We start from the raw sequence: 26,353 nt of genomic DNA, 5'->3' as shown, positions 1-26,353 counted from the left end.
AAGTGTAAAAGCAACCCCCCGCCCCGAAGCCCGCCGCAAATGCCAACTATTTGCCGTTCAGGGGTTTTTGCGAGTCCGGCAGCGCCCGAAAGCCCGAAAGCCCGGACATTCAACCGAACGCCCCGCCTTTTGCCACCTTTGCCCATCAAGGATGAAACCCATGAGCCGCAGCCTGCCCGGTTTTTCCGCCCCCGCCGCCTCTTTTGACCAGCCCTTTGAAATGATGGAAGCCTGTCACGACCGCGTGCAGCGCAGCCTCGATTTGCTGGAGCGCATCGTCCGCCACATCGACGAAAACGGCCACGACGCGCAGTCGCGCTCGGCCGTGCAAGACGTGCTGCGCTACTTCAACATGGCCGCCCCCCACCATCACGAAGACGAAGAGCGCCACGTCTTTCCCCTGCTCGAGCACTCACCCGACGCACGGCTGCGCCAGGCCGTGGCCACCCTGAAGGCCGATCACGTGCGCATGGCCGAACTCTGGGCCGCCCTGCGCCCGCGCCTGCAAGCCTGGCAGGCGCCCGATGCCCCCGCGCTCACCGATGAAGACCGCGCCCTGGTGCGCCGCTTCACCGGCATCTACGCCACCCACATTCCTTTGGAAGAAACCCTGGCCTACCCCGCCGCCCAGTCCCTGCTGGAGCCGCAGCCGCTGGCCGAAATGGGCGCCGAAATGGCCGCGCGGCGCAAGAGCAAGTGAAGCGGGCCGCGCCGCCTGATGGCCCCCGGAACCCGTTCAAGGTTCGCCCGTGGACATCAGAAACAGGAGCAAATATTCAGGCATTAAAAACGGCTTCCGCGCCCATTCCACTAGGACTTCACGCTACAGATAAAGGAGCGTAATCAGGCGTTCATGGGACGTTCAGGCGGGCTGGATGCGCACGCCGTCGTGGATGCGGTCGTCGGGCTGGAGGATGACGGTCTGGCCGGGGGCCGCGCCTTCGAGGATTTGCGCGGCGGCGTCCGAGCGCAGGCCGATGCGCACGGGGGTCAGGCGCGCGCGGCCGTTTTCCACGACATACAGCGCCCAGCCGCCTGTGCTGCCCGCGCCGCCTTCGGTGGCGGCGGTGCGGAAAAGGGCGCTGGCGGGCACTTGCACGGCGTTTTCTTCCTGGCGGGTGATGAATTCGGTTTCAACGCGCCAGGCGTCGCCCAGGGCCGCCCAGTCGGCGCGGGGGCTGGTGAGTTCCAGGATGACGCGGGTGCGCTGCTCTTGCACGCCCAGGGCGGAGACTTTGGTGAAGCCGCCGGGTTCCACGCGGGTCACGCGCGCTTGCAGCGCGCCTTCGCCGCCCCAGCGCAGCACGCGGGCGGCCATGCCGGGGGCCAGGCGCACGGCGTCGGTGGACAGGACTTCGGCTTCGATTTCAAGCTGGGCGGTGTCGCCCACTTCCATCAGGCTTTGGCCGGCGGCCACGGGGGTGGCGCTTTGCAGGCTGCGGCGCAGCACCACGCCGCTGACGGGCGAGAGCACGGGCTGGGGCGCGCGGGCGCCGCTTTCACCTGCCGCGCCTTCATGGGCGAGCGTGGCGCGGGCGGCGGCCACGCGGGCGATGGCGGCTTGCTCGTCGGCCTGGGCGGCGGCCAGTTCGGCGGCAGCGCGCGTGGCGGCGGCCTGGGCCTGGTCCAGCGCTTCTTGCGAGGCGGCCTGGCCGGCGGCCAGGGCGCGGGCGCGCTTGAGGCTGGCTTGCGCGAGCTGGTGGGCGGCGCGCGCGGCGGCGATGCGCTGGCTGGCGGCGGCTTGCTGGCTTTGGCCGCTTTTCACGTCGGCTTCGGCCTGGGCGCGGCTGCGGTCGTCGAGCAAGGTGCTGGCGGCGGGGGCGATGTAGGCCACGGGCTGGCCTTCCTGCACGGCGTCGCCCGGCTCCAGGGTGATGCGCTGGAGCGTGCCGGAGACGGGGGCGGCGATGGCGTAGCGCTGTTTCAGCCGCGTTTTGGCTTCTTCGGTGAAGGTTTCCTGCAGGGGGCCTTGCGTGACGGCGCCGGTGGCGGCCAGCTGGCGCGGCTCGCGCCAGGTGAGAAAGGCCAGCGCGCCGATGAAGCTGGCGGCCAGAACGAAGTAGAGGGCTTTGCGCGGAAGGGTCATGGGCGGCTCGGAGGGGGCAAAGGGGCTTTATTCGCGGGTTTTGAGCGCCTCGATCAGGTCAAGGCGGCGCACGCGCCAGTTCACGGCCAGGGCCGAGATGATGGCGCTCACGCAGGTCACAAACGAGGGAAAGGCGAAGGTGGAAGGCCGCACGATGAGGGGCACGCGAAACAGCTCCGTGCTCATGCCATGCGCCACGAAGGCCGACAGGGCGTAGCCCACGGCGGCGGCCACGGGCAGCGACAGCAGCACCAAAAGCGCCAGCTCGCCCAGCAGGATGTAGCTGACTTCGCCGCGCGTGAAGCCCAGCACGCGCAGGCTGGCCAGCTCGCGCGTGCGCTCTGACAGCGACATGCGCGCCGAGTTGTAGACCACGCCGAAATTGATGATGGCGCCCATGAGGGTGGCCATGAGGGTGAAGATGCGGGTGAAGGTGGAGATGGTGCTGCGGTAGTTGCGCAGCGAGGCGGCTTGTGATTCGGCGCTGGAGACCAGCGGGCGGCGGTCCAGCTCGCGCAGCACGCTGGTTTCCATGCCCTTGTCCACCAGCAGGAAGGCGCTGCTGGCCAGATCGTCGTCGCCCAGGGCGCGGTTGAGGGCGGGCAGGCTCATGTAGGCGTTCATGCCCAGGGATTCATCCAGCAGCTGCGTCACGGGCAGGGTCAGGCGCGGCTGGCGGCCTTCCATCACTTCCACCCACACGGTGTCGCCGGGCTGCACGCCCAGGCGGCGGGCCAGCCACGTGCCCAGCATCAGGCCCGTGGGAGGCGCTGGCTTGTGCTGCAAGCTGGCGCTGAAAGGGCGGCGCATGCGGGCGTTTTCAGGCAGGCCCTCGATGGCGGTGAGCATTTGATGGTTCAGATGCCCGATGCGCACGGGCACGGTGCGCGTGCCTTCCACGGCGCGTACGCCGGGCAGGGCGCGCAGCTCGTGCAGGGCGCGGCGCGGCGCGGCTTCGGTGAAGGAGGCGGCCACGTCGTAATGCCGCGCCAGGCCGAATTCGACGGCCAGCAGGTGGTTGATGGCGGCGATCTGGAAGTCCGACATCATGACGATGCCGCCAGCCAGCGCCAGGCCAATGACGGTCATCAGCGCCTTGAAGGGGCGGCGCTCCAGCTGCCGCAGGATCATGCGCGTGGGCTGCGAGAGCCAGCGCGTCAGCCCCAGCCGCTCGATGAGCGTGGGGCGAAAGCTTTCGGGCGCGGGCGGGCGCATGGCCTGCGCCACCGGCTCGCTGGCGGCGGCGAAAACGGCGTGGCCCGTGCCCGCCAGTGCGGCCAGCAGGCTGATGGCCGCGCCAATGGCCACCACCTGGGCATCCGTGCTGAACACCAGATAGGGAAAGCGGAAATTCTTCTGGTACTGCCCCGCCAAAAGCGTGCCCAGCCACGCGCCGGCCAGCGTGCCGATGACCGCGCCAAGCAGGCAGATGAGGGTGACGATCTGCCCGTAGTGCAGCGCCACCTGCCAGGTGCCATAGCCAAAGGCCTTGAGCGTGGCCACCTGGTCGCGCTGCATGCCGATGAGGCGCTTGAACACCACGTTGAGCAAAAACGCCGCCACGCCCAGGAAGATGGCCGGAAACAGCCACACGTTGGTGGCCAGCTGCTTGAGTTCTTCATGCAGGAAGCGAAACGACATCTGCTCCATGCGGCCCGTGGCGCCGATGCCGCCGTAGCGTTGCAGGATGCGGTCGGTGGCGCGGATGACTTGCTGCTCTTGCTGAAGGCGCGCGCTGGCCGTGCCGGCGTGCGCCAGGCGGATCACGATCTGGTTGAACGCGCCTTTCATGTCCATCGCCGCTTCCATCGCCCGGCGCGGCGCCCAGACGATGGCGTAGCGCTCGTAGTCGGGAAACATGCCGCCGTGCTTGATCTGGTACAGATGCTCGGCGGACACGGCAATGCCCGCCAGGCGGAACCACTGCGTGCGCCCGTGCACCGTCAGGCGCAGGCGGTCGCCCGGCTTGAGCCGGTGCGCCTTGGCGAAGGCGTCGCTGATCAGGATTTCGTCTTGCGCGCCCGGCGCCAGCATGCGGCCCGTGCGCAGGTGCACGCGGTTGAGGCGCGGCTGGCCGTCGTCAGGCAGCGACTGCATGAGCGCCTGCACGGGGTCGGCAAAGCCGGGCACTTCCATCTTGGCGAACGAGACGATGCGGGTTTCCGTTTCGGCCACGCCGGGCAGATCGGCAATTTGCCGCTCCACCGCGCTGGGCGCGCGCTTGAGGTGCGCCCACACGTGCGCAAAGCGCTGCTGGGCATACAGCATGTCGCGCGTGGTGCGCAGCGAGTCCAGCGTGGATTGCGACATCACCAGCATGGCAATGCCCGCCGCAATCACCAGCGCAATGGCCAGCGCCTGCCCGCGCATCAGCCACAAATCGCGCAGCGCCTTGCGGGTCAGGGCGGATACCGGCATGCTTGGCCTTTTCCTTCAGCGGCTCACCATTGCAGGCTGGCCGCCTGCTGGCGAGTGGCATTGCGCTGCTCGCGCACGATCTGGCCGTCTTGCATCCACAGCACGCGGCTGGCCATGCGGGCGATGTCGGCGTTGTGGGTGATGATGACCGTGGTGGCGCCCATTTCGGCGTTTACCTGCTCCAGCGCCTGGAGCACGCGCACGCCCGTGGCTGAGTCCAGCGCGCCCGTCGGCTCGTCGCACAGCAGCACCGCAGGCCGCTTGGCAATGGCGCGCGCAATGGCCACGCGCTGCTGCTCGCCGCCCGAAAGCTGCGCGGGAAAGTGGTCCAGCCGCGCCGTCAGCCCCACCAGCGCCAGCGCCTCTTCGGGCGCGAGCGGATGGCGGGCGATTTCCGTGACCACCGCCACGTTCTCGCGCGCCGTCAGGCTTGCAATCAGGTTGTAGAACTGGAACACGAAGCCCACGTGCTCGCGCCGAAAGCGCGTGAGCGCCGCGTCATCGGCGCGGCTCAAATCCTCGCCGCCATAAAACACCTGCCCGCTGCTGGGCACATCCAGCCCGCCCAGAATGTTCAGCAAGGTGGACTTGCCGCTGCCCGAAGGCCCCAGCACCACCACCAGCTCGCCGCGCTCCAGCGCCAGATCCACCCCGCGCAGCGCGCGCACCTGCACATCGCCCATGTGATAGGTCTTGGTCAGCCCTTGCGCCCGGAAAACGGGCGCAGCGGCTGCAACTTCAGGCATTTCAGGCGTGCGCATGCGGCAGATTATGCGAAAGGCATTCGCCGCCTCTGCGACAATCTGCACCTTTCCGGAACCCGGCGCGCGGCCAGCCAGCCCGCGCCGCCGCCGTGGAAACAGCGAAACCTGCTTTGATAACAAGAGCAGATTCAAGCCCATGAAAAGGCCCGTCCTCGCCGTATTCACGCGAGATCGCGCTATGAATGAAGGAGCGGAAAAACGCCCTTTCAGACGACTGCACGGCGGATTCCAGGAAAAAAAGCCTGAGTGGTGAAATCGGTAGACACAAGGGACTTGAAACAATTTGAGCCTCCGCGCGGAAACGCCCGGAGTGAAACCCGTCAAATTCGGCGAACGCCCCCGGCCCCGTGCCCGGCCAACGCCGAGCCAAGCCTGCCAGTGCAGGAAGGTGTAGAGAGCAGACGGCGGGCGCCTAAAGCCGCAAGGCCAGGGCGAAGGCGTGCTCCAGCCCACGAACGGCGGCTTTTCCTGCGCGAAAAGCCGCCGGCGGCGAAAGCCGAAGCGGGAAGAAAATCCCTGGCCGCAAGGCGTGCCGGTTCGATTCCGGCCTCAGGCACCACTTCAAGCCACCCCCCGGCGGGTGGCTTTTCTTTGTTCCCTTTGTTTCTCCAAGCGGTTCATCCATGCAGCCAGCCCCCTCCTACCCCTTCGCCCAGCGCCTGGGCCATGTGGAAACCTCCGCCATCCGCGAAGTGTTCAAGCTGCTGGGCCGGCCCGGCATCATCAGTTTTGCGGGCGGCTTTCCCGACAGTGCCCTGTTTGATGTGGCGCACATCGAAGAAGCCGCCCGCCAGGCGCTTGCGCAGCAGGCTGCGCAAGCGCTGCAATACGGCGCGACCGAAGGCTTCATGCCCCTGCGCGAGCAGCTGGCCGCGCTCATGCAATCGCGCGGGGCCGATGTGCAGGCCCAGCAGCTCATCGTCACCACCGGCAGCCAGCAGGCGCTGGACCTGATCGGCAAAACACTGGCCGAGCCGGGCTGCAAAGTCATCGTCGAAGGCCCCACCTTCCTGGCCGCCATCCAGTGTTTTCGCCTCTACGGCGCGCAAGTCATCAGCGCTCCGGCCGATGCCCACGGCGTGCAGCCCGATGCGCTGGAGCGGCTCATTGAAGAGCACCGCCCGCGCTTTGTCTATCTCATTCCCACTTTCGGCAACCCCGGCGGGGCCACGCTCACGCTGGAGCGCCGCCGCCGCGTGCTGGAGCTGGCGGTGCGGCATCAAACCCTGATCATCGAAGACGACCCCTACGGCCAGCTGTGGTTTGACGCGCCGCCGCCGCCCAGCCTGCTCGCTCTCACGTCCGAAGTGCCGGGCAGCCGCGACTGGCTCATTCACTGCGGCAGCCTCTCCAAAATCCTCTCGCCCGGCCTGCGGCTGGGCTGGATGACTGCGCCCACGCCGCTGCTGGCCCAGGCCGTGATGTGCAAACAGTTCAGCGACGCCAACACCAGCGCCTTCGCCCAGGCCGTGGCCGCCAATTACCTGGCCGCCGGACACCTGGGCCAGGCGCTGGAAAACGCGCGCCGCGTCTATGCCCGGCGCGCGCGCGTCATGGGCCAGGCGCTGCACGAGCAGCTGGGCCAGGCCATCGCCTTCACCCCGCCCCAGGGCGGCCTGTTCATCTGGGCGCGGCTGACGGGCGCTGGCGGCGCGCTGGCCGATGGCGCGGCGCTCGCACCCAAGGCCATTGCCCAGGGCGTGGCCTTCGTGCCCGGCGCGCCTTTTTTCGCCACCCAGCCCGACGCCGCCACGCTGCGCCTTTCTTTTGCCACGGCAGGCGAGGACGACATCCGCGAAGGCGTGGCGCGCCTGGCGCGCGCGCTGCGGGTCTGAGAGCCAGTTCCAGCGTTTCCGCGCCGCAGGCGCTGCCTGCTGGGAGGGCATCAGAAGCAGGAGCAAATTTGAAGGGGTAAGAATGACGCCTTGCGCAGATTCCACTAGGACATCATGCTATGGTTAAAGGAGCGAAATAAAGGCTGCCAGCGCCTTCCCCCTTCCCTTTTCCTGGCTTGCACTTGCGCTTGCGTGGCAGGCTGCGGGCGGAGACCGAGATTCCGTCCGTGCAAGCCCAAAAAGCACGGCCTTGCGCGCTTACGGGCCTTGCCCGTCTCCGCCGGGCCGCCGCTGGCAGGCCCGTTGGCGCCTTGCGGTTCATGCCGATCCGCCGCCTTCACGGCCAGGCCAGGCCAGGCCAAGCTTTGAACCGGTCTTGGGGCCGCCAGGCAAAAGCCCTTCGTGCCTGCTGCTTTTGCCCGCTTTCGCGTCTGGCCTGGCGCGCCTGGCCTTACAAACGGCGTTTTGCCGCCACCGGCTGCCATCAGCCGCCACAGCCATGACCGAAACCCTCCGCTCCTATCTTCTCGATCTGCAATCGCGCATCGCCGCCGCCATTGAGCAGGCGGACGGGCACGGGCGCTTTGCGCGCGAGCCTTGGCGCAAAGCGCCGGGCGAGGCGCTGCAAGGCGAGGGCGTCACGCAAATCATGGAAGGCGGCGCGGTGTTCGAGCGCGCGGGCATTGGCTTTTCGCATGTGCGCGGCCCCGGCCTGCCGCCTTCCGCCACGCAGCGCCGGCCCAAATTGGCGGGCGCGCCGTTCGAGGCGATGGGCGTGTCGCTGGTGTTCCACCCGCTCAACCCTTACGCGCCCACGGTGCACATGAATGTGCGCATGATTTCGGCAGGCCAAAGCGATGCAAAAACCTGCTGGTTTGGCGGCGGCATGGATTTGACGCCGCATTACGGCTTTGATGAAGACTGCGCCAGCTTTCACGCCGCCTGCCGCGATGCCGTGGCGCCCTTTGGCGCAGACAAATATCCGCGCTTCAAGAAGTGGTGCGATGAATATTTCCGCAACCACCATCGCGGCGAGCAGCGCGGCATTGGCGGCATTTTTTTTGACGATTACGCCGAAGGCAGCCTGGATGGCGGCTTTGCATTGATGCAGGCCGTGGGCAATGCCTTTTTGCCTGCGTATTTGCCCATCGTGCAGCGCCGCCAGGGCATGCCCTGGGGCGAGCGCGAGCGCCAGCACCAGCTCTACCGCCGGGGGCGCTACGTGGAATTCAATCTGGTGTGGGACCGGGGCACGCACTTCGGCCTGCAATCGGGCGGGCGCGCCGAGTCCATCCTGCTGTCGATGCCGCCGCTGGCGCGCTGGGCCTGGCAGCGCCAGCCCGAACCGGGCACGCCGGAAGCGAAGCTGACGGACTTCTACCTTCAGCCACGGGACTGGGTTTGAGCCAGGCGGGCCGCGTCCTGTCTTGTCACGCTATTGAAAGCAGAGCGGATTCAGCCTCATGAAAAGGCATCTTGCGCCCTGTTGGCGAAGACCCTGCGCTATCGAACAAGGAGCGAATTGAAGTGCCCGAAAACGCCTCCCGCCCCCCCGGCCCGCCGCGCATCGGCCTGTTCGGCGGCGCGTTCGATCCGCCGCACTACGCCCACATGGCCCTGGCGCGCGCCGCTGTGCGCCAGCTGGGCCTGAGCCGCCTGCACGTCACCCCCACCGGCCAGGCCTGGCACAAAAGCCGCCCGCTCACCCCCGCCGCGCAGCGGCTGGCCATGTGCCGCCTGGCTTTCGCCCATGAGCCGCGCTGCGTGGTGGACGGGCGCGAGACGCGCCGCGACGGCCCCAGCTACACCATCGACACGCTGGCCGCGCTGCAAGCCGAATACCCGGGCGCGGCGCTCTATCTGCAAATCGGCGCCGACCAGGCTGCTGCCTTTCACACCTGGAAAGACGCGGCGCGCATTCTTGAAATGGCCGCGCTTTCCATTGCCATCCGCGCGGGTCAGGACGGCCAGGGGCATGCGCCTTTCGATCCGCTTTGCCCGCTGCCGGGCCTGCCGCCCGCCTTGCAGGCGGCCGCCCGCGTCCACGTGTTGCGCCTGCCGGCCATGCCCCACAGCTCCACGCAGGCGCGCCAGCTCGCCGCCCAGGGCCTGCCCCTGCAAGGCTGCGTGCCGCCTTCAGTGGCGCGGTATATTGCCCGCCACCATCTCTACACACACCCGGCAAGCTCATGAGCGACACCACCGCCCAGAAAAAAATCCAGAAACTCCAGCGCGCCATTGTCGATGCGCTGGAAGACGTGAAGGCGCAAGACATCCGCGTTTTCAACACCGAAGCGCTCTCGCCGCTGTTCGAGCGCGTGATCATCGCCAGCGGCGCCAGCAACCGCCAGACCAAGGCGCTGGCCGCCAGCGTGCGCGACAAGGTGCGCGAAAGCGGCCTGGGCAAGCCCCTGACCGAAGGCGAAGACAACGGCGAATGGATCATCGTGGACTGCGGCCCCGCCGTCGCCCACATCATGCAGCCGGCCTTCCGCCAGTACTACAAGCTGGAAGAAATCTGGGGCGGCAAGCCCGTGCGCCTTAAGACCGGCGCCGAAAAAGCCGCCGCCGCGCGCGCCAAGGCCGCCGCCGGGCCAAGCGCCCCGCCTGAAGCGCCCGCCCGGCCCGCCGCCCGCAAAGCTGCCGCGCCGCGCAAGCCCGCCGCAAAGAAAACGGCGGCCGGATAAAGCCAGCGGCCCTTGCGGCTTCTTTCTCTTTCCTGAAGCTGCGGGCGGGCGCGGGGCCGCGAAAAGCCGTGAGGCGCGCCCGCGCAGCCCCAAAAAAGATGGCCGCGTGAGCGGCCATCGGCATCAGAAACGTGTCAGAAACGGGCGGCCGCTTGTTGCGGCGCGCTCATGGCAGGTTACGGCGCGTTCATCGGGGCGACTTGTGCGCGTCGTCCACGGCAGCGGTAAACAGCACGTCGGTCGAAGAGTTCAGCGCCGTTTCGGCTGAATCCTGAATGACGCCAATGATGAAACCCACGCCCACCACCTGCATGGCCGTGTCGTTGTCAATGGCGAACAGGCTGCACGCCATCGGAATCAGCAGCAGCGAGCCGCCAGCCACGCCCGAAGCGCCGCAAGCGCCCAGCGAGGCCACCACGCTCAGCACCAGCGCCGTCCAGAAATCAACCTGCCCGCCCAGCGTGTGCACAGCCGCCATTGACAGCACCGTGATGGTGATGGCCGCGCCGGCCATGTTGATGGTCGCGCCCAGGGGAATGGAGACGGAATACGTGTCTTCATGCAGGCCGAGCTTTTTGCACAGCGCCATGTTCACCGGAATATTGGCCGCCGAGCTGCGGGTGAAAAAAGCCGTCACGCCGCTTTCGCGCAGGCAGGTGAACACCAGCGGGAAGGGGTTGCGCCGCGTTTGCGAAAACACCAGCAGCGGATTGACCACCAGCGCCACCACGGCCATCGCCCCCAGCAGCACGGCCAGCAGGTGGATGTATTGGTAAATGCCCTTGAAACCTTCCACCACGATGGTGGTGAGCACCAGCCCGAAGATGCCCAGCGGCGCAAAGCGGATGATCCAGCGCACCACGCTGGAGACGGCCTCGGCCAGATCGGCCAGCATGGCCCGCGTGCCGTCTGCGGCATGGCGCAGCGAAATGCCCAGCAGCACGGCCCAGCCCAGAATGCCGATGTAGTTGCCCGAAGAAACCGCCTGCACCGGGTTGGCCACCAGGTTCATCAGCAGGTTGCGCAGCACCTCGGCAATGCCGCCGGGCGCCACCTTCTGGGCCGCCTCCACGCCCTTGAACGAAAGCGTGGACGGAAAGGCGAAACTGGCCGCCACGGCCACCAGCGCGGCCGCGAACGTGCCCACCAGATACAGCGCCAGAATGGGGCGGATGTTGGTCGGATTGCCCTTGCGGTGCTGCGAAACCGCCGAGAGCACCAGCACAAACACCATCACCGGCGCCGCCGCCTTGAGCGCGCCTACGAACAGCCCGCCCAGCAGCTTGCCCAGCTCGCCCACCAGGGTCACGAACTGCGGCGCAGCCACGTCCGGATCGGCCGGCAGGGCGTTGTGCGCCACAGCGCCCACCAAAACGCCCGCCGCCAGGCCGATGACGATCTGCATCACCAGCCCCAGCCGGTCCAGCCGGGCGATGAAACCTTGTTTCTCCATTGCTTGAACTCCTGAAAAAAATGGCGACACAAAACGCGCGCCGCTTGCATGTGGATTGTGACGGATTGCACACCTGCCCCCCCGGAGACCGCGCCTGCAAGCTCGCGCCCCGGCAGAGTGCGCCGCGCGGGCGCGAAACGCAGGCACGAAACGCGGGCGCGAACACGGCGGGCCGGACAGACCGGCTTATTTAGCTATCCTATTCATAGCAATACGTCCCAGTGGAACCAGCGCAAAGCGGGTTTTCGGCACCCTGAATCCGCTCCTTTTTTTATGAACCACTCTGATGCGCACCAGCAGGCTGGGGCGGCCCGCAGGCCCTGCCCCATCCGCACGGCTCCCCGGCTGGAAAGAACAGCGCGGCAGGCGCAGCCATCACTGCCGCAAGGAAGCTTTCGGCGCTCCAGGCGGCCCGCCTCAAACCAGCGCCACCAGCGCCACCAGCGCGCCCGTCAGGCTCAGGCTGTAGAGCAGCTCGTACAGACCGGCATCGCGCAGCGAAGGCGCCAGCTCGCGCCCAATGGCCAGGCGCAGCACCGGCCGGCCCGCGCGGCGCACCATCAGCCCCCACAGCGCCAGCAGCGCCGCCATGAGCAGCGCCATGCCGGGGCGCGGAAAAAAAGGCGCCACCTCCGCGCCAGCGCCCGCCAGGGCCAGCAAGCCCAGCAGACACGGGGCGATCAGCAAAATCATGAACGCCTGCCGCGCGCGCCGCTCGCCCAGGCGCACGGCCAGCGTGATCTTGCCGTGAACGGGATCGGTGTGGATATCGCGCAGGTTGTTCACCATCAGCAGCGCACAGGCAATCAGCCCCACGCCCGCGCCAGCCACCCAGCCCCACAGCGGCACGCGCCCGGCCTGCACGTACGTGGTGCCGCAAGTGGCCATCAGCCCGAAAAAAAGAAACACGAACACCTCGCCCAGCCCGCGATAGCCGTAAGGGCGCGGGCCGCCCGTGTAAAACCACGCCGCCGCAATGGCCGCCGCCCCCAGGCCCAGCATCCACCACTGCCCGCACAGCGCCAGCAGCGCCAGCCCCAGCGCCACGGCCACGGCGAAGCTGGCCAGCGCCAGCGCCATCACCGCAGCGGGCGCAACGGCGCCCGAAGCCGTCAGCCGTGGCGGGCCGCAGCGCACGTCATCCACGCCGCGCAGGCCGTCGAAATAGTCGTTGGCGATGTTGCAGCCAATTTGCAGGGCCAGCGCCACGCCCGCCGCCAGCAGCGCGCGCGCCCACGAGGCCGCGCCCAGCGCAAAGGCAATGCCCGTTCCCAGCAAAACAGGCGCAATGGATGCAGGCAGGGTTCGCAGCCGGACCACTTCAACCCACGAGACGGCGGAAGACTTCATCCGGCCAATCCTAGCGTTGCGCCACAGGATTCAAGGGCGCTGGAAACCCGAAGATGCGACCCGCTTTCAGGCAAGAGCGCAAAAAAGAGCACAAAAACGGGCCGGGCGCATGCGCGTTGGCGCAAATGGGTGAATATGCAAACAGAAAACCGCTTTCGAAATGGCGCATCACTCCGCCCGCAAAACAAATGGCAGTCTTGCGCATATTCGGCTTGAAAAAAATGAATCGCCTCGTCCTGCAAAATCCGCCGCGCCAGGCTGAAAAGCGCCAATACCCTGCATTTTTGCCAGAAGAGCAAGGCCGGATGAAATGCAGAATGTGCTTTTCATCCGCCGGTACGCAAAGCGCTTATTTCTCAGATTTCATGAAAATGGCGGCACGATGCGCCTTTCACGGCGAGGCCCTTATTGCCATTGAATTGCGGATGGCGTTTCAAATATCCGGCAGCATCCTGGAGCCATTTGGAGCGGAAAACATGAAAACCATGCGCTTGCGGTGAGCGATGAAAATGCATTGCGGGCGCGCCCCGCCCGCTATTCACGCCCGCTATTCACGCCCGCTACTCACGCCCGCTACTCACGCCCGCTACTCACGCCCGCTACTCACGCCCGCTACTCACGCCCGCCATGCAGCAGCTTTTGCAGCGGCTCCCACACGTTGTTCAGAATGGCCGGATGCGCCTCGGCCTTGGGGTGGATGCGGTCGGGCTGAAAGTGCGCCAGGGCGTCGGGCTGGTCGGCCACGCCAGCGAGCAAAAAGGGCGCGAGGGCAGCGCCTGTCTGCCGGGCGATGCGGGGGTAGATGCCGGCAAAGCGCCGGGTGTAGTCCACGCCGTAGTTGGGCGGGGCCTGCATGCCGGCAAGCAGCACGCGCGCGCCGGTTTTTTGGGCCGTCTGCGTCATGGCCAGCAGGTTGGCTTCGGTGGCATCCAGCGGCAGGCCGCGCAGGGCATCGTTGCCGCCCAGCTCGATGATGACGATGGCGGGCTGATGCTTTTTGAGCAGGCCGGGCAGGCGCGCGCGGCCGCCAGCGGTGGTGTCGCCCGAGATGCTGGCATTGAGCACACGCCAGTCTCTTTGCTGGCCCTGCTTTTCAGCGGCGAGCTTTTGCTCCAGCAGCGCCACCCAGCCCGTGCCGCGCGGCAGGCCGTATTCGGCTGAAAGCGAGTCGCCCACCACGAGGATGGCGGGCCTTTGCGCTTGTGCTTGCGCCCGCGCCCCGGCAGGCAGCGCGAGTGCGGCGGCAAGCTGGCAGATAAAGTTGCGGCGTTTGAGGCCCTGAATGGACATGAGTGGAGAACCAGTGAATGAAGCGCCGCCCCTGATCGAGGTGCAGCGCCTGTGCAAAACCGTGCGCGACGCCACGGGCGAGCTGCCCATTTTGCGTGACGTGAGCTTTGCGCTGGCGCAGCGGCAGACGGCGGCCATCGTCGGCGCTTCCGGCTCCGGCAAAAGCACGCTGCTGTCGCTGATTGCGGGGCTGGACGTGCCCAGCAGCGGCACGGTGCGCATTGCCGGGCAGGATTTGTTTGCGGTAGATGAAGACGCGCGCGCCGCCATCCGCGCCCGGCGGCTGGGCTTCGTGTTCCAGAACTTCCAGCTCGTGGGCGGCATGACGGCGCTGGAAAACGTGATGCTGCCGCTGGAGCTGGCCGGCGCGCCGCGCGCGCGCCAGCAGGCCAGCGAGATGCTGGCGCGCGTGGGCCTGGCCGCGCGCCTGGGGCATTACCCCAAGCTGCTTTCCGGCGGCGAGCAGCAGCGCGTGGCGCTGGCGCGCGCCTTCGTCATGCGCCCCGCCGCCTTGCTGGCCGATGAGCCGACGGGCAGCCTGGACTTCGCCACCGGCGAGCGCGTGATGCAGCTGATGCTGGAGATGAACCGCGAGCTGGGCACCACGCTCGTGCTCGTCACCCACGACCGCGCCCTGGCCGCGCTGTGCGAGCGGCGGCTGGTGGTGGAAGCGGGACGGGTGTCGGAGGGCGAATGAACAATGCTGGCAGGCGCTGCCTGGGCCAGCCCCATTCCACGCCAGACGCCCCGTGCGCCCCGGCTCGCAAGGCGTGCAACCAGCCTTTTTCGCTCCTTCATCAATAGCATGACGTCCTAGTGGAACCTGCGCAGAGGCTGATTTTCAACCCCTCAAATCAGCTCCTGTTTCTAAAGCACGGGCCGCTTCTTGTCTGCCGCTTCGGGCGCGCGGCGCGGCTGGCCTGCGTGGCGGCGGCGGCCTATCATCCGCCGCTTTTTTGCGCCTTTACTTTCCGCCTGCGCCGTGCGTCTGAATTCCATCAAGCTCTCGGGCTTCAAGTCGTTTGCCGAACCCACCCAGTTCATGCTGCCCGGGCAGCTGGTGGGCGTGGTGGGGCCGAACGGCTGCGGCAAGTCCAACATCATGGACGCGGTGCGCTGGGTGCTGGGCGAGTCCCGGGCCAGCGAGCTGCGCGGCGAGTCCATGCAGGACGTGATCTTCAACGGCACCACCACGCGCAAGGCGGCCAGCCGCTCCTCGGTTGAACTCACGTTTGACAACAGCGACCACCGCGCGGGCGGCCAGTGGGGCCAGTTCACCGAAATCGCCGTGCGCCGCGTGCTCACGCGCGAGGGCGCGAGCAGCTACTTCATCAACAACCAGCCCGTGCGGCGGCGCGACGTGCAAGACGTGTTCCTCGGCACGGGCCTGGGGCCGCGCGCCTACGCCATCATCGGGCAGGGCACCATCAGCCGCATCATCGAATCGCGCCCCGAAGAGCTGCGCCTGTTTCTGGAAGAAGCGGCGGGCGTGAGCAAATACAAGGAACGCCGCCGCGAAACCCAGGGCCGCCTGGAAGACACGCGCGAGAACCTCACCCGCGTGCAAGACATCCTGCGCGAGCTGAACGCCAACCTTGAAAAGCTGGAGCAGCAGGCCGAAGTCGCGCGCCAATACAACGAGCTGCAAGAGGCCGCCACCTTGCGCCAGCACCAGCAGTGGTTTCTCAAGCGCAGCGAGGCCGAGCAGGGGCAAAGCCACCTGAAGGCCGACACCGACCAGGCCCGCAACGATCTGGAATCGCGCAGCGCCGACTTGCGCCGCGTGGAGGCCGATCTGGAAGCCGTGCGCCAGGCCCACTACGAAGCGGGCAGCGAAGTCAATCAGGCCCAGGGCCTGCTGTATGAGGCCAGCGCCGAAGTGGGCAAGCTGGAAGCCGAAATCCGCTTCGTGCTGGAAAACCGCGAGCGCGCCGCCCAGCGCCTGGCGCAGCTGAAAGAGCAGGCCGCCGAATGGGCGGGCCGCCAGGCCGAGGCCCAGGCGCAAACCGAAGAGCTGGCAGAGCAAGACACGCAGGCCGAAGAACAGGCCGAATGTCTTGCCGCGCAGCTCGAAGAGCAGCAGCACGCCCTGCCCGGCCTGGAAGACGCCCATCGCGCCGCACAAGCCGCCGCCAGCCAGCAGGCCGCCGCCGTGGCGCAGGTGCAGCAGCAAATCCAGGTGCTGGCCGCCGAGCAGCGCGGCCTGGCCGAGCAAACCCGCCAGCAGCAGCAGCGCCACGAGCGCCTGCAAGCCGAGCGCCGCGCCCTGGCCGCGCCCGACGCCCAGCGCCTGGCGGCCCTGCAAGCCGAACTGGCGCAAGCCGCCGCCGCCGCCCAGGCGCTGCAAACCCGCCTGCAAGCGCTGCAAGAGCAGGCCCCCGCGCTGGAAGAAGAGCGCCGCGCGCGCCAGCAGGCCGCTGGCGCCGAAGCCGCCCGCCAAACCGAACTGGCCGCCAGCCTCAGCGCTCTGCAAGCCTTGCAGGAAAAAGTGAAAACCGGCGGCAAGCTCCAGCCTTGGCTGCAAAAACATGGCCTGCACGCCCTGCCGGGCCTGTGGAGCCGCCTGCAAGCCGAGCCGGGCTGGGAAAGCGCGCTCGAAGCCGCCCTGCGCGAGCGCCTGGGCGCGCTGGAAATCAGCCGCCTGGAGCAGGCCGCCGCCTTCGCGCCAGACGCCCCGCCCGCGCGCCTGGCCTTCTACGCGCTGCCCACGCCATCGGCGGCAGGCCCTGCCGGGCAGGCGGCGGGCCTTCAGCCCCTGGCCAGCCGCCTGCGCCTGCACGACGCCGCCTTGCACGCCCTGCTTGCCCACTGGCTGGCCGGCTGCTTTTGCGCCAGCGCCCTGCCCGAAGCCCTGGCCCTGCGTGCGCAGCTCGCGCCCGGCCAGACGGTCTATGTGCCCGGCGGCCACAGCGTCACCGCGCACGGCGTGAGCTTTTACGCGCCCGACTCGGAACAGGCCGGCCTGCTGGCCCGCGCGCAAGAAATCGAAAACCTGCAAAAGCAGCTGCGCGCCCAAACCCTCATTGCCGAAGAAACCCAGGCCGCCCTGCACAAGGCCGAAGCCGCCTGCGCCGACGCCGCCCAGCGCCTGGACGCCGCCCAGCGCGAGCGCGCCGAAGCGCAAAACCGCGCGCACGAGCTGCAAGTGCAAAACCTGCGCCTGACCCAGCTGGCCGACCAGGCGCAAGAGCGCAGCCGCCAGCTGGACGCCGACCTGGCCGAAACCCGCGCCGCGCTCGATGAGCTGCAAGAGCGCCAGGCCAGCGCCGAAGCCCGCTTTGAAGAGCTGGACATGCAGCTGGCCGACCAGCAAGAGCGCCACGCCCAGCTTGAAAGCCGCGTGATGCAAGCCGACCGCCAGCTGCAAGCCGCCCGCGAGCAGCAGCGCGGCCTGGAGCGCCAGGCGCAAGAAGCCCAGTTCGCCCGCCGCAGCCTGCAAGCGCGCCGCGCCGAACTGGCCCGCGCCATCGACACCGCCGCCGCGCAAACCGCCAGCCTGCAAGGCGAAGCGGCCCGCGCCGAAGAAGAACTGGCCCGCTTGAATGAATCCGCCGCCCAGGGCGGCCTGCAACAGGCCCTGGCGACCAAGCTCGAACGCGAGCAGGCCCTGGCCGCCCAGCGCAGCCGCTATGACGACCTCACCCAGCGCCTGCGCGCCAGCGACGAGCGCCGCATGCAGCTCGAGCGCGAGCTGGAGCCGCTGCGCCAGCGCATCACCGAGCTGCAACTCAAGGAGCAGGCCGCGCGCCTGGGCGCCGAGCAATACACCCAGCTGCTGGCCGACGCAGGCGCCGACCTGGCCGCCGTGGCCCGGTCCATCGAAGAAAGCGGCGTGCGCCTGCACGGCCTGCAAGGCGAAATCGACCGCCTGCACCGCAGCATTGCGGCGCTGGGCGCCGTCAATCTGGCCGCCCTGCAAGAGCTGGCCGCCGCCCGCGAGCGCAAGCAGTTTCTCGACGCGCAAAGCCATGACCTCACCGAGGCCATGAACACGCTGGAAGACGCCATCCGCAAGATTGACCAGGAAACGCGCGAGCTGCTGGGCCACACCTTCCACACCGTCAATGAGCACTTTGGCCGCATGTTTCCCGAACTGTTCGGCGGCGGCCAGGCGCGCCTGGTGATGACCGGCGACGAAATCCTGGACGCGGGCGTGCAAGTCATGGCCCAGCCGCCGGGCAAGAAAAACCAGACCATTCACCTGCTCTCCGGCGGCGAAAAGGCGCTGACGGCCATTGCCCTGGTCTTTGCCATCTTCCAGCTCAACCCCGCGCCCTTTTGCCTGCTCGACGAAGTGGACGCCCCGCTGGACGACGCCAACACCGAGCGCTACGCGCGCCTGGTCACGGCCATGAGCGGCCAGGGCACGCAGTTTCTTTTCATCAGCCACAACAAGATTGCGATGGAAATGGCCGAGCAGCTCATCGGCGTGACCATGCAGGAGCAAGGCGTCTCGCGCATCGTCGCCGTGGACATGGAAAGCGCCATCCGCATGGCGCAGTAGGCTGCAGCCTCAGGCAAAACGGGCGGCGGGAACAAGCTGCGGAAAGCCTGTTTTCGCTCCTTCATTCATAGCATGACGTCCTAGTGGAAAAAGCGCAGAAGCCGTTTTGAGGCCTCCTGAATCCGCTCCTGTTTTTGATGCCATCCGGCTGGCTGCCGGGCGCTCTGCCGAGAAGGCCGTGGGCAGCGCGCTCTGAACCGCTTTTCAGCCCCGGCGCACGGCGAGTTTTTCAACGAGCGACAGCGCCTGCTGGTAGGCGGGCTGGGCCATGAGGGCGGCCCAGTCTGGCGCGTCAAAAGCAGGCAGCAGCGCGCGGCGGCGGGCCTCGCTGGCGGGCCGGGGCTGCCAGTGCACGCCCCGGGCGGCTTGCAGCCCCTCCAGCGCGGCATCCAGCGCCGCGCCGCCGTCGAGACACTGGTTGCACAGCAGCGCCAGGTCGCACCCCGCGTTCAGCGCCGCGCAGGCGGCTTCGGCGTGGGTGAGCTGGCGGCCCTGCATCTGGCGCGCAGCGGCCATGCCCAAATCGTCGCTGACGATGGCGCCGTCAAAACCCAGCAGGCCGCGCAGCACGTCTTGCAGCCAGTAAGGCGAAAAACCGGCGGGGCGCTCGTCCACTTGCGGGTAGATGACGTGCGCGGGCATGACGGCGGGCAGCGCCAGGCCCAGCCAGCCGTAGGGCGCGGCATCGGCCTGAAGCAGCTCGGCCAGCGGCCGCCCGTCTTGCGGCAGGTGCGTGTGCGAATCGGCCTGCGTGTAGCCGTGGCCGGGAAAGTGCTTGCCGCAGCCCTTCATGCCCGCCAGCAGCAGGCCGTGCAGCAGGCTTTTGGCCAGCTGGGCCGCCGCTTGCGGCTGCGGGTGCAGGGCGCGGTCGCCAATCACGGCGCTGCGGCCCCAGTCCAGATCGAGCACAGGGGTGAACGAAAGATCAATGCCGCAGGCGCGCAGCTCGGCGGCGAGCACGTAGCCGCAGGCAGTGGCGGCGGCCAGCGCCTGCAGGGCGTCTTCCTCCCACAGGCGGCCCAGGGCGCGCATGGGCGGCAGCGGCGTGAAGCCCCCTTCGCGAAAGCGCTGCACGCGGCCGCCTTCGTGGTCAATGGCAATGAGCGCATCAGGCCGGATGACGCGGATGGCCGCCGTCAGCGCCGCAATCTGCTGGCGGCTTTGCCAGTTGCGCGTGAACAAAATGACGCCGCCCGTCAGCGGATGGGCGATGCGGCGGCGGTCTTCCGCCGTGAGGGCGGCGCCTGCGATGTCGATGATGAGCGGAGCGTGGGGCATGAGCCGTGCGGGTGAAAAAACGAAGCCGCGATTGAACCAAAGCCCGCGCGAAAAGTCTGCGTGAAAAGCCCGCGCCATCCGCAGCCTTGGCCCCCCGTTTCACGTCAGCCCATCAACCGCTTCCCGCAGCCGCCCACGCTTCACAAGCCATCGTTTCAAGCTCCTGCTCCGATAGCATCAAAGCACCTAAAACCGTGCGATAGGGGCGTTTTTGTAGCCTGAAATTTGCTCTCAAAAAAGGAGTGAAACGCGTGAAGGCAGGGCTGCGGGCGGGACTTGGGCCGGGCCTTGCGATGCGCCCGCACGCAGCTGCTGAACAGATTTCGGGCGGCAACAAGCCTGCCGCAAGCTGCCCATCGGCCGGTTGGGCTGCTGCCCGCGCTTTGCAAACTGCCGCTTGTTTAGCTCCTGTTTTAATAGCAGCAAAGCCCCTAAAACCGTGCAATGGGGGCGTTTTCTGGACCTTGAATTTGCTCTCTAAAAAGGAGTGAAAAAGAAGTAAGAGCGCCCACCGGGGCCGTTTCTGGCGGGCGTTTTCACCCTTCGTGGGCAGAACGCGAATGGATTTGGGGCTGCGACAAAGCTGAATGCGAATCCGCCTGCAAGCGGCTCTGCTTGTGGTTTGTTCCGCGCCTGTGCATTGCAACCCTTTGTTTTGTATTTATTTTCCTGTTCGCACGCTTGCTATTGCCCTTGCCAGTTTGGGCGCGCATGGCCCGCCGCCAGCTCCAGCGGCGGGCGGCAAAGGCGAAGTGGCGCGGTGGCGCGGGTGGCGACTCATGCGGCGTTGCTTGTCTGTCGCATGACTGAATTGGCGCAGGCGCTGCAGCTTTCATCAGCGTTGGTGTGGGCCTTACAGGGGCTGAGAACCTGTTCGCAATTTTTTAAGAAGCGCGCCTGGCTGGGCGGATAGCCGAAGTGGCGGGTGAAAGCCTGGCTGAAATTGCCGGGCTGGCCGTAGCCCACACGCCAGGCGGTTTCAGTCACGCGGCAGCCGGCTTGCAGGTGGCGCAGGGCCAGCGCCATGCGCGCGCGGGTGTGAAAGTCTTGCGGACTGCCGCCCCAAGCCTGGCGGAAGCTGCGGCGCAGGCGGCTTTCGCTCATGTGCAGCTCGTCGGCCAGGCGGCGGATGGAAACGCTTTCATGCGCGTGCGCCAGCAGCCAGCGGCGGGCCTGCTCCATGCGGGCGGCCTCCTGCGGACGCAGCAAGCGAGGGCTTTCGGCTGGGGGGGCGGCGGGCAGGGGCGTGGGGCCGCTGGCGGGCAGCAGGCGCAGTTGCTCGTGCAACAGGGCCAGCGCGCCAGCGTGCAGGGCCAGCAGCCTGCCCGGCGTGTCTNGACGCAGCAAGCGAGGGCTTTCGGCTGGGGGCGCGGCGGACAGGGGCGTGGGGCCGCTGGCGGGCAGCAGGCGCAGTTGCTCGTGCAACAGGGCCAGCGCGCCAGCGTGCAGGGCCAGCAGCCTGCCCGGCGTGTCTGGCGCCGGATGGGCGGCCTGCCAGGCCAGAGCGCGGGCATGGGCCAGGGCGGCGGCGCTGGCGGGGCGGCAGGCCAGCAGGCGCACGCCGCTGGCATGGCGCAAAAGCTGGCGGGCAGCGGCCTCGCCCAAGTAGGCGGTGAGCAGCTCTTCATCCAGTTGCAGGCGCAGTTGCTCGACGTGTTGCTCGGCGCTGCCGCTGTAGCGGCGCTCGCCTTGGGCGTCGATGAAGCTGGAGATGGTGACGCTGCCGCAGTCAAAGCGAAGCTGCTGGCCGCGCCGCTCTTCAAAAGACGAGTGGCCTTGCAGCCCGAAGGTCAGGCTCAGCAGCGGGCGCGGCAGGCAGCGGCGGCTTTTGTCCTATTAAGTGGATTAAAAGCGCAATGCGACTGCGTTGGCGTATTGTCTGTATGCCCTGCGGCTCGCGCTTTGTAGCATTTTTATTTTAATCCGCTATAAATTTGCCTATCGGCTTTATCCGTTCTCCGGTACGCATTCCTGCCGATGGAATTTCGGCCATGAAAGGTGCATGCTCATCACTTGGACGCAGCGGTGGTCTTTTGATAACCGGTATCGTCTGGTCAAATAATGCCTGATTTCAAAATATTCTGATTCATAACACCCTTTTTCGCGGCAGGGCTGCCCCATTCTTTGCGCTGCCGAAATGTCTATCGCCGCATATTCGCGCGGCAACCACGCCAAAAAAACCGCCATACAAACCAGCGTTGCCAGTTGGCAGCAGACAACCCGCTTCCGTGCCCGAAATTCGTGCCGGAAAAAGGTGCGCAGCAGCGACAGGGAAACGGCGGCAAACAAGCCCGACAACGCCGCCGCTGCCGTAAGGACAAAAAGCTCGTCCTGCACGGCAAACGCCAAAGCCATCAGCAGGCAGGCAGATGCGGATTTTTTCATTGCAGTATCCTTTTAGGTGGGCGGTGGCGGGTGCAGGCTGCCTGAAACCGCCCTAGCCCAAAATCTTCTCCACAATCTCGCGCACGTCTTTGGAAAGGTCGGGCATATTGGCGAGTGCCTGCAATTGCTGCCGCATTAGGGCTTGGCGCTGCGGCTCAATGCGCTGCATCATCTTCCACCAGGTCGCGCTCGGGCCGGTAGCGGGTGGCAATCAGGGTCAGGCCCGGGGCCAGGCTCACACTGTCGCTGTGGCAGTCGCCCAGCGCGGGCGGCAGGCGGGTGCGGCTCCAGGGGCCGCGCCGCTCGGCGTGTGCGTCTGCTGGGGTGAGGCGGCATGTGGGCAGGGGCATGTCGGTTTTGCATGTGAATCTGGCTGGTTTGCATATTTTCATGAATGCGAACATTTCCCAGAATGCGGGCATTGCCTTGTCTTGGGTTGTTCTATGCGTTTCGCCTGTTTTGCCTTGTCACTCCTTGCCGTTTCTGCGCGCCTGGCGGCGCAGGCGCTGCCGGACTCATCCGGTTCGCCCGGCTCACCTGACGCACATGATGCTGGCAAGACGCTGCCCGCTGTGACCGTGACGGTGAACAAGCAAAGCCAGCCTCTGGACGCAGTGGCCGCTGGCGTAACGGCTTTTGCGGGCGAGGAGCTGGCCAGCGAAGGCGTGCGCGATTTGCAGGGCGTGGCGCAGATGACGCCCGGTCTGACTTTTCAGCCTGTGGGGCAAAGCAGCCCCAGAGCCTGTTCACGGTCTGTCCGTGGGCGCAAAAGCACGGACTCAGGCGGTCTGCGGCGTTGCAAATCCTCGCCGGGCCACAAGGCCCGCCTGCGGTTTGCGCCTTGCAGCCCATCCCGATCCGCACTTTTGCACCTCACGACTAGACCGTAAACAGGCTCTAGCGCCACCGGTGATGCGCGACATGACGGCCAACATCGTCGGCTTTTCGTCTGCCGTGGCGCTGCTGGTGGATGGCGTGCCCACGCTGCGCGGGCAGGGTTTTGGCGACAGCCTGCTGAGCGCGCAAAGCGTGGAGGTGCTGCGCGGCCCGCAGTCCACTCTTTACGGGCGCAACGCGCAGGCGGGGGTGATCAGCGTCGTCACGCGCCAGCCGGGCGATGCGCCCTATGCCCTGCTGTCAGCTGAAGGCGGCAGCCGCCGGCGCGCCGTGCTGCGCGCCGATGCCAGCCGCGCCCTGAAGCCGGGCCGCGCGTATCTGGGCGTTGCGGGCGAGTTCATGCGGCAAGACGGCTTCATTCGCAACCTGCACACGGGCCGCCGCGAAGACGGCCGCCAGCAGTACAACGGCCGCCTCACACTGCGCCTGCAAGGGCGCAGCAGGCGCGGAAAGTGCCCGGCAGGCTGAAAGCTGGCTGCCTATTTTTGCTCCTATATTCATAGTATGAAACCCCGGTGGAATGAGCGCAAAAGCCGTTTCAGCCCTTTCAGATTTGCTCCTTTTTCTTATGCATCCCGGCGGGCGCACGGCGCGCAGCGGCTTGTTGCGCCCAGTAGCCGCCCGCCCCGGGACTGCGCACGGGCGCCCCGCCCATCTACGCATGCAAAAACGGGGCCTGCGCCCCGTTTCATTCACGCGCGCCACTTACCGCGTCCGCCCACACGCCCGCCCGCGCAACCGCCTGCGCGCCGCACACAGCACCAGTGCCCCCAGAGCGCCCAGCGCCAGCGGATGGCTGGCAGGCACCGGCGTGACCTGGCCCGCCGGTGCAGGCGGCGTGACGATTTGCCGCAGCACAATGCTGTAAAGCCCCTGCGCCGAAACAGGCTCGTTCAGGTTGATGCGGTAGGTCTGCCCTGCCGTCACATCAAACTCCAGCGCGTATTGGTCCTGCCCCAGGCTGACCTGCGCTCCCGTGCCATCAACGGTCAGCGCAGGCACGAAATGCCCCTTGCCGTCCACCACCACGCGCACTCTGCCGCTGGCAGGCGCTGTGAACAGATAAACCGGCTCGGCCGCACCCGCGCGGGCATAGCCATACAGCCTCACGTCCAGCGGCAAATTGACGCTCGTGCGCGCCCACGGCGGCGTGGCGCTCAGCTGCGCCATCAGGCGCCGCCAGGCCTGCTGCGCCTGCGCGTTTTCCAGCACGGCGTAAGACCCTCCTCCAGCCAGCAGCGCCTCAATCACCGGGTCCAGCGGCTCCGCCAGCTTTTGCGGCCGCTGGCTCTCGCCGCGCAAATCGCCCGCTGCGGCGCCGGCCGCCTTCACGTTCAGCGGCACCAAATGGCCCAGGTTGATGATGATGTTGCTGGCCGTGGCCTGATTGATGGCCGATATCACGCCATTGAATCCGCCCTCGTCATCCAGATCGCTCAGCAAGTAAATGCGCGGCGTGTTTTCGTCATAACTGAACGGCTGCGGCGGCACGGGGCGTTTTTCAATGAGCATCTGCACGCTGTAAATAATGGCGCCCACAATGTTGGTTCCGCCCCAGGAGTCAATGGCATTGAACACATTCTTCGGCGCCAGCTCCTGCGCCAGCGTGAAGTCAGCCAGCCGCATGATTCGCCGGTCAAAATCCACCGCCGCCACCATGTGGGGCCGCAGGCCCAGCAAGGCGGCGTTTTCATTGACCTGCGCCATATCCTGCACCATGCCATTGGCCGCCAGAATGCGCAAATTGCCCGGGTCCGTCCATTGATTGCTGCCAGAGCTGTCCACGGCAATCACGCTATAGCGCAGGCCCGGGCTAAGCGTGAATATTTCCGCATTGCCGTAATAAGGCCCTGTTTCCACCTTGCCTGCCGCAGCCTGCGCCCCCGTGGCCGTGCCTTTCACCACAATGGCCACTTTGTATTCATCCTTTTGGCCTTCGTGCTTTTCCAGCTCCCTGCGCAGCACGGCCACCTTTTCTTGCGGCATTTCCCATTGATAAACATTGGGCGACTCGGATAATGGATTTAACACGCCCGCGTCCAGCTTCATCAGCAGCCGGTCCAGCTTTTGCGCGTAAAACAGCACCTCGAATTTGTCCAGCCCCGGCATCGTGCCCGTTTTCAGCTGCTTCCATATCAGTGTTACAGGCTTGTCCAGCTCCTTGAACGCATGCGGGCTATAGGTTCTGCTGATGCTCGCCGCCATGCCATGCTCGGCAAAAAGGGCGCCCACCTGGAGCGCCCTTTCAAGTTCTTGCGCATTGACGGGGCCTTCCTTGTCCAGATCGCCAACGGGCTTGCCCACGTAGCTTTTGTAGAAATGCTTGTGAAAGTCTGAAATGCCGCTCAAAGGGGCCGTGCCACGCGCGCCGCCGGGGTAAATGGCGCTGGCCGAAACGCTGGCAAAAGGCACTGTGATGGCGTCCTGGCAGTATTGCTCGCATAGCGCACGCTGGTTGGGTTCGTTATTTCCATCCGTTATGTCCCACAGCAGCCGGCCNAATTGGCGTCGCCATCGCCGCCTGCCAGCCCAGCGCCAGCATGGCCAGCAAGGTCCACCGGAGCCAGCGCCCCAGCAGCGCATGAAAGATGCAAAACGGCAGCTTGCGCCGCCCGTCGATTGACAAATGTTCCAGTTGCATTGCATCGCTCCTTTCCATAAGTGGTAACGCGTTTAAATAGTGGAATCCATCGTAAGCCGAGCATGGCAGTCTTTGCAATATCAATCAGACGCGCCGTTCCAAAAACTCACTGCTGCCCTCTGCAACGCCTGTTGCATCAGTAATGCCCACACGGTTTGACGGGTCAAATTCCACCGCTGGCAAGGCCTTCAGCCGCTCAAGAAACAGCATTCAGGCTCGCTGCCATGCCATGTCCGGCAAAAAGGGCGCCCACCTGGAGCGCCCTTTCAAGTTCTTGCGCATTGACGGGGCCTTCCTTGTCCAGATCGCCAACGGGCTTGCCCACGTAGCTTTTGTAGAAATGCTTGTGAAAGTCTGGGAACCTGTTCAGAGTCTGGCCGTGGGTGCGAAAAGCGCGGCCTCGGTCGCTCTGCGGCGTTGCCAATCCTCGCCGTGCCACAAGGCCCGCCTGCGCCTTGCAGCCCATCCTGATCCGCACTTTTGCCCCTCACGGCCAGACGGTGAGCAGGTTCTGATGACGGAACGCGCGCCCCGCCTGCCAGGCGGCGGACTACGGCCTGCAAGCCAGCTTCTTCGCTTTGGGGCGCTTGGCGCTCATGCCGCTGGCCGGCTGGCTGCTTGACGGCGCGGGCAGCGCTGCGCTGGTGGCCGCGCTGGCTGTCGCTTCCGCTGGCATGGCTGCGCTGGCAGGGCGCTGGATGGATGCGCTCGCGCGAGGGCTGGTGCATCAAAAAAAGGAGCGAATAAAAGCCCTATGAAAACGGC

23 protein-coding genes and 1 pseudogene are annotated in these 26,353 nt (G+C 66.7%); 11 read left to right on the top strand and 13 right to left on the bottom strand.

The window, feature by feature from the left end; genetic code table 11:
* Positions 1 to 160 precede the first annotated feature (160 nt).
* Complete coding sequence (locus C1720_RS07860) at positions 161 to 700, top strand: hemerythrin domain-containing protein (protein ID WP_233199869.1); 540 nt, start codon at positions 161 to 163, stop codon at positions 698 to 700.
* Positions 701 to 862: 162 nt separating this feature from the next.
* Here the strand turns inward: C1720_RS07860 and C1720_RS07855 are convergent, their stop codons facing one another.
* Genes C1720_RS07855 through C1720_RS07845 form a run of 3 tightly spaced genes read right to left on the bottom strand, consistent with a single transcriptional unit; the run spans position 863 to position 5,265 of the window.
* The gene (locus tag C1720_RS07855) at positions 863 to 2,086 is read right to left on the bottom strand and encodes an efflux RND transporter periplasmic adaptor subunit (RefSeq protein WP_102283818.1); all 1,224 of its coding nucleotides are present in this window, start codon (positions 2,084 to 2,086) and stop codon (positions 863 to 865) included.
* A gap of 27 nt (positions 2,087 to 2,113) precedes the next feature.
* Positions 2,114 to 4,504, bottom strand: a complete 2,391-nt coding sequence (locus C1720_RS07850; RefSeq protein ID WP_102283817.1) for an ABC transporter permease — start codon at positions 4,502 to 4,504, stop codon at positions 2,114 to 2,116.
* A gap of 23 nt (positions 4,505 to 4,527) precedes the next feature.
* Positions 4,528 to 5,265, bottom strand: a complete 738-nt coding sequence (locus C1720_RS07845) for an ABC transporter ATP-binding protein (RefSeq protein WP_233199867.1) — start codon at positions 5,263 to 5,265, stop codon at positions 4,528 to 4,530.
* 626 nt (positions 5,266 to 5,891) lie between these two features.
* Between C1720_RS07845 and C1720_RS07840 the strand changes: the two genes are divergently transcribed.
* From C1720_RS07840 to rsfS, 4 genes and pseudogenes are all read left to right on the top strand, one after another.
* The gene (locus C1720_RS07840) at positions 5,892 to 7,103 is read left to right on the top strand and encodes an aminotransferase-like domain-containing protein (RefSeq protein WP_102283816.1); all 1,212 of its coding nucleotides are present in this window, start codon (positions 5,892 to 5,894) and stop codon (positions 7,101 to 7,103) included.
* A 499-nt stretch (positions 7,104 to 7,602) separates the two neighbouring features.
* Positions 7,603 to 8,508, top strand: coding sequence for an oxygen-dependent coproporphyrinogen oxidase (hemF, locus tag C1720_RS07835; protein WP_102284582.1), 906 nt, complete (start codon positions 7,603 to 7,605; stop codon positions 8,506 to 8,508).
* A 71-nt stretch (positions 8,509 to 8,579) separates the two neighbouring features.
* Entirely contained in the window at positions 8,580 to 9,296 is a 717-nt protein-coding gene (gene nadD / locus C1720_RS07830) for a nicotinate (nicotinamide) nucleotide adenylyltransferase (protein WP_369406065.1), read from the top strand.
* A pseudogene (rsfS, locus tag C1720_RS07825) lies at positions 9,293 to 9,784 on the top strand (ribosome silencing factor); the annotation flags it as partial. The gene nadD and the pseudogene rsfS, both read left to right, overlap by 4 nt.
* A gap of 193 nt (positions 9,785 to 9,977) precedes the next feature.
* Here the strand turns inward: rsfS and sstT are convergent.
* Complete coding sequence (gene sstT / locus C1720_RS07820) at positions 9,978 to 11,243, bottom strand: serine/threonine transporter SstT (protein ID WP_102283814.1); 1,266 nt, start codon at positions 11,241 to 11,243, stop codon at positions 9,978 to 9,980.
* A gap of 417 nt (positions 11,244 to 11,660) precedes the next feature.
* Positions 11,661 to 12,593 (bottom strand): 1,4-dihydroxy-2-naphthoate polyprenyltransferase, encoded by a 933-nt coding sequence (locus C1720_RS07815; protein WP_102283813.1) that lies wholly within the window; start codon positions 12,591 to 12,593, stop codon positions 11,661 to 11,663.
* A gap of 53 nt (positions 12,594 to 12,646) precedes the next feature.
* On the opposite strand from C1720_RS07815, the gene C1720_RS07810 reads away from it, so the two are divergent.
* Entirely contained in the window at positions 12,647 to 13,093 is a 447-nt protein-coding gene (locus tag C1720_RS07810) for a hypothetical protein (RefSeq protein ID WP_146006919.1), read from the top strand.
* 112 nt (positions 13,094 to 13,205) lie between these two features.
* On the opposite strand, the gene C1720_RS07805 is transcribed toward C1720_RS07810, so the two are convergent.
* Positions 13,206 to 13,883 (bottom strand): arylesterase, encoded by a 678-nt coding sequence (locus C1720_RS07805; protein ID WP_102283811.1) that lies wholly within the window; start codon positions 13,881 to 13,883, stop codon positions 13,206 to 13,208.
* Here C1720_RS07805 and C1720_RS07800 point away from each other — a divergent pair.
* Complete coding sequence (locus C1720_RS07800; RefSeq protein ID WP_050714879.1) at positions 13,882 to 14,580, top strand: ABC transporter ATP-binding protein; 699 nt, start codon at positions 13,882 to 13,884, stop codon at positions 14,578 to 14,580. The two genes, C1720_RS07805 and C1720_RS07800, sit on opposite strands and share 2 nt — an antisense overlap.
* Positions 14,581 to 14,865: 285 nt before the next feature.
* Positions 14,866 to 18,387 carry a chromosome segregation protein SMC gene (smc, locus tag C1720_RS07795; protein ID WP_102284580.1) on the top strand — a complete coding sequence of 1,174 codons (3,522 nt, stop codon included), beginning with the start codon at positions 14,866 to 14,868 and terminating at the stop codon, positions 18,385 to 18,387.
* A gap of 204 nt (positions 18,388 to 18,591) precedes the next feature.
* Here smc and nagZ read toward each other — a convergent pair whose 3' ends face one another.
* The 5 genes from nagZ to C1720_RS12955 all read right to left on the bottom strand — a co-directional run bounded on the left by nagZ (position 18,592) and on the right by C1720_RS12955 (position 22,400).
* Entirely contained in the window at positions 18,592 to 19,665 is a 1,074-nt protein-coding gene (nagZ, locus tag C1720_RS07790; protein WP_102283810.1) for a beta-N-acetylhexosaminidase, read from the bottom strand.
* A 777-nt stretch (positions 19,666 to 20,442) separates the two neighbouring features.
* A complete protein-coding gene (locus tag C1720_RS14775; RefSeq protein ID WP_500797087.1) occupies positions 20,443 to 21,447 on the bottom strand; it encodes a helix-turn-helix transcriptional regulator in 1,005 nt (334 codons plus the stop codon).
* A 165-nt stretch (positions 21,448 to 21,612) separates the two neighbouring features.
* Positions 21,613 to 22,050, bottom strand: coding sequence for a hypothetical protein (locus tag C1720_RS12960; RefSeq protein ID WP_146006917.1), 438 nt, complete (start codon positions 22,048 to 22,050; stop codon positions 21,613 to 21,615).
* A 52-nt stretch (positions 22,051 to 22,102) separates the two neighbouring features.
* A complete protein-coding gene (locus C1720_RS14595) occupies positions 22,103 to 22,186 on the bottom strand; it encodes an aminopeptidase N C-terminal domain-containing protein (RefSeq protein ID WP_369406078.1) in 84 nt (27 codons plus the stop codon).
* 19 nt (positions 22,187 to 22,205) lie between these two features.
* The gene (locus C1720_RS12955) at positions 22,206 to 22,400 is read right to left on the bottom strand and encodes a hypothetical protein (RefSeq protein ID WP_146006916.1); all 195 of its coding nucleotides are present in this window, start codon (positions 22,398 to 22,400) and stop codon (positions 22,206 to 22,208) included.
* Positions 22,401 to 22,514: 114 nt separating this feature from the next.
* On the opposite strand from C1720_RS12955, the gene C1720_RS12950 reads away from it, so the two are divergent.
* A complete protein-coding gene (locus tag C1720_RS12950; protein ID WP_146006915.1) occupies positions 22,515 to 22,940 on the top strand; it encodes a hypothetical protein in 426 nt (141 codons plus the stop codon).
* Between the two features lie 22 nt (positions 22,941 to 22,962).
* Entirely contained in the window at positions 22,963 to 23,415 is a 453-nt protein-coding gene (locus C1720_RS07770; protein WP_102283806.1) for a TonB-dependent receptor plug domain-containing protein, read from the top strand.
* A gap of 237 nt (positions 23,416 to 23,652) precedes the next feature.
* Here C1720_RS07770 and C1720_RS07765 read toward each other — a convergent pair whose 3' ends face one another.
* A complete protein-coding gene (locus C1720_RS07765) occupies positions 23,653 to 25,359 on the bottom strand; it encodes a vWA domain-containing protein (RefSeq protein WP_102283805.1) in 1,707 nt (568 codons plus the stop codon).
* A 313-nt stretch (positions 25,360 to 25,672) separates the two neighbouring features.
* Complete coding sequence (locus C1720_RS14425; protein ID WP_255397816.1) at positions 25,673 to 25,798, bottom strand: hypothetical protein; 126 nt, start codon at positions 25,796 to 25,798, stop codon at positions 25,673 to 25,675.
* 377 nt (positions 25,799 to 26,175) lie between these two features.
* Between C1720_RS14425 and C1720_RS13710 the strand changes: the two genes are divergently transcribed.
* The gene (locus C1720_RS13710) at positions 26,176 to 26,346 is read left to right on the top strand and encodes a hypothetical protein (protein WP_199170976.1); all 171 of its coding nucleotides are present in this window, start codon (positions 26,176 to 26,178) and stop codon (positions 26,344 to 26,346) included.
* The last annotated feature ends 7 nt before the right edge of the window (positions 26,347 to 26,353 follow it).

It is taken from the genome of Ottowia massiliensis, from assembly GCF_900240305.1.
In the GTDB taxonomy this organism is placed as follows: Bacteria; Pseudomonadota; Gammaproteobacteria; order Burkholderiales; family Burkholderiaceae_C; genus Ottowia; species Ottowia massiliensis.
The sequence above is the reverse complement of the archived record's forward strand: the minus strand, read 5'-3'. Positions and strand labels throughout refer to the sequence as shown.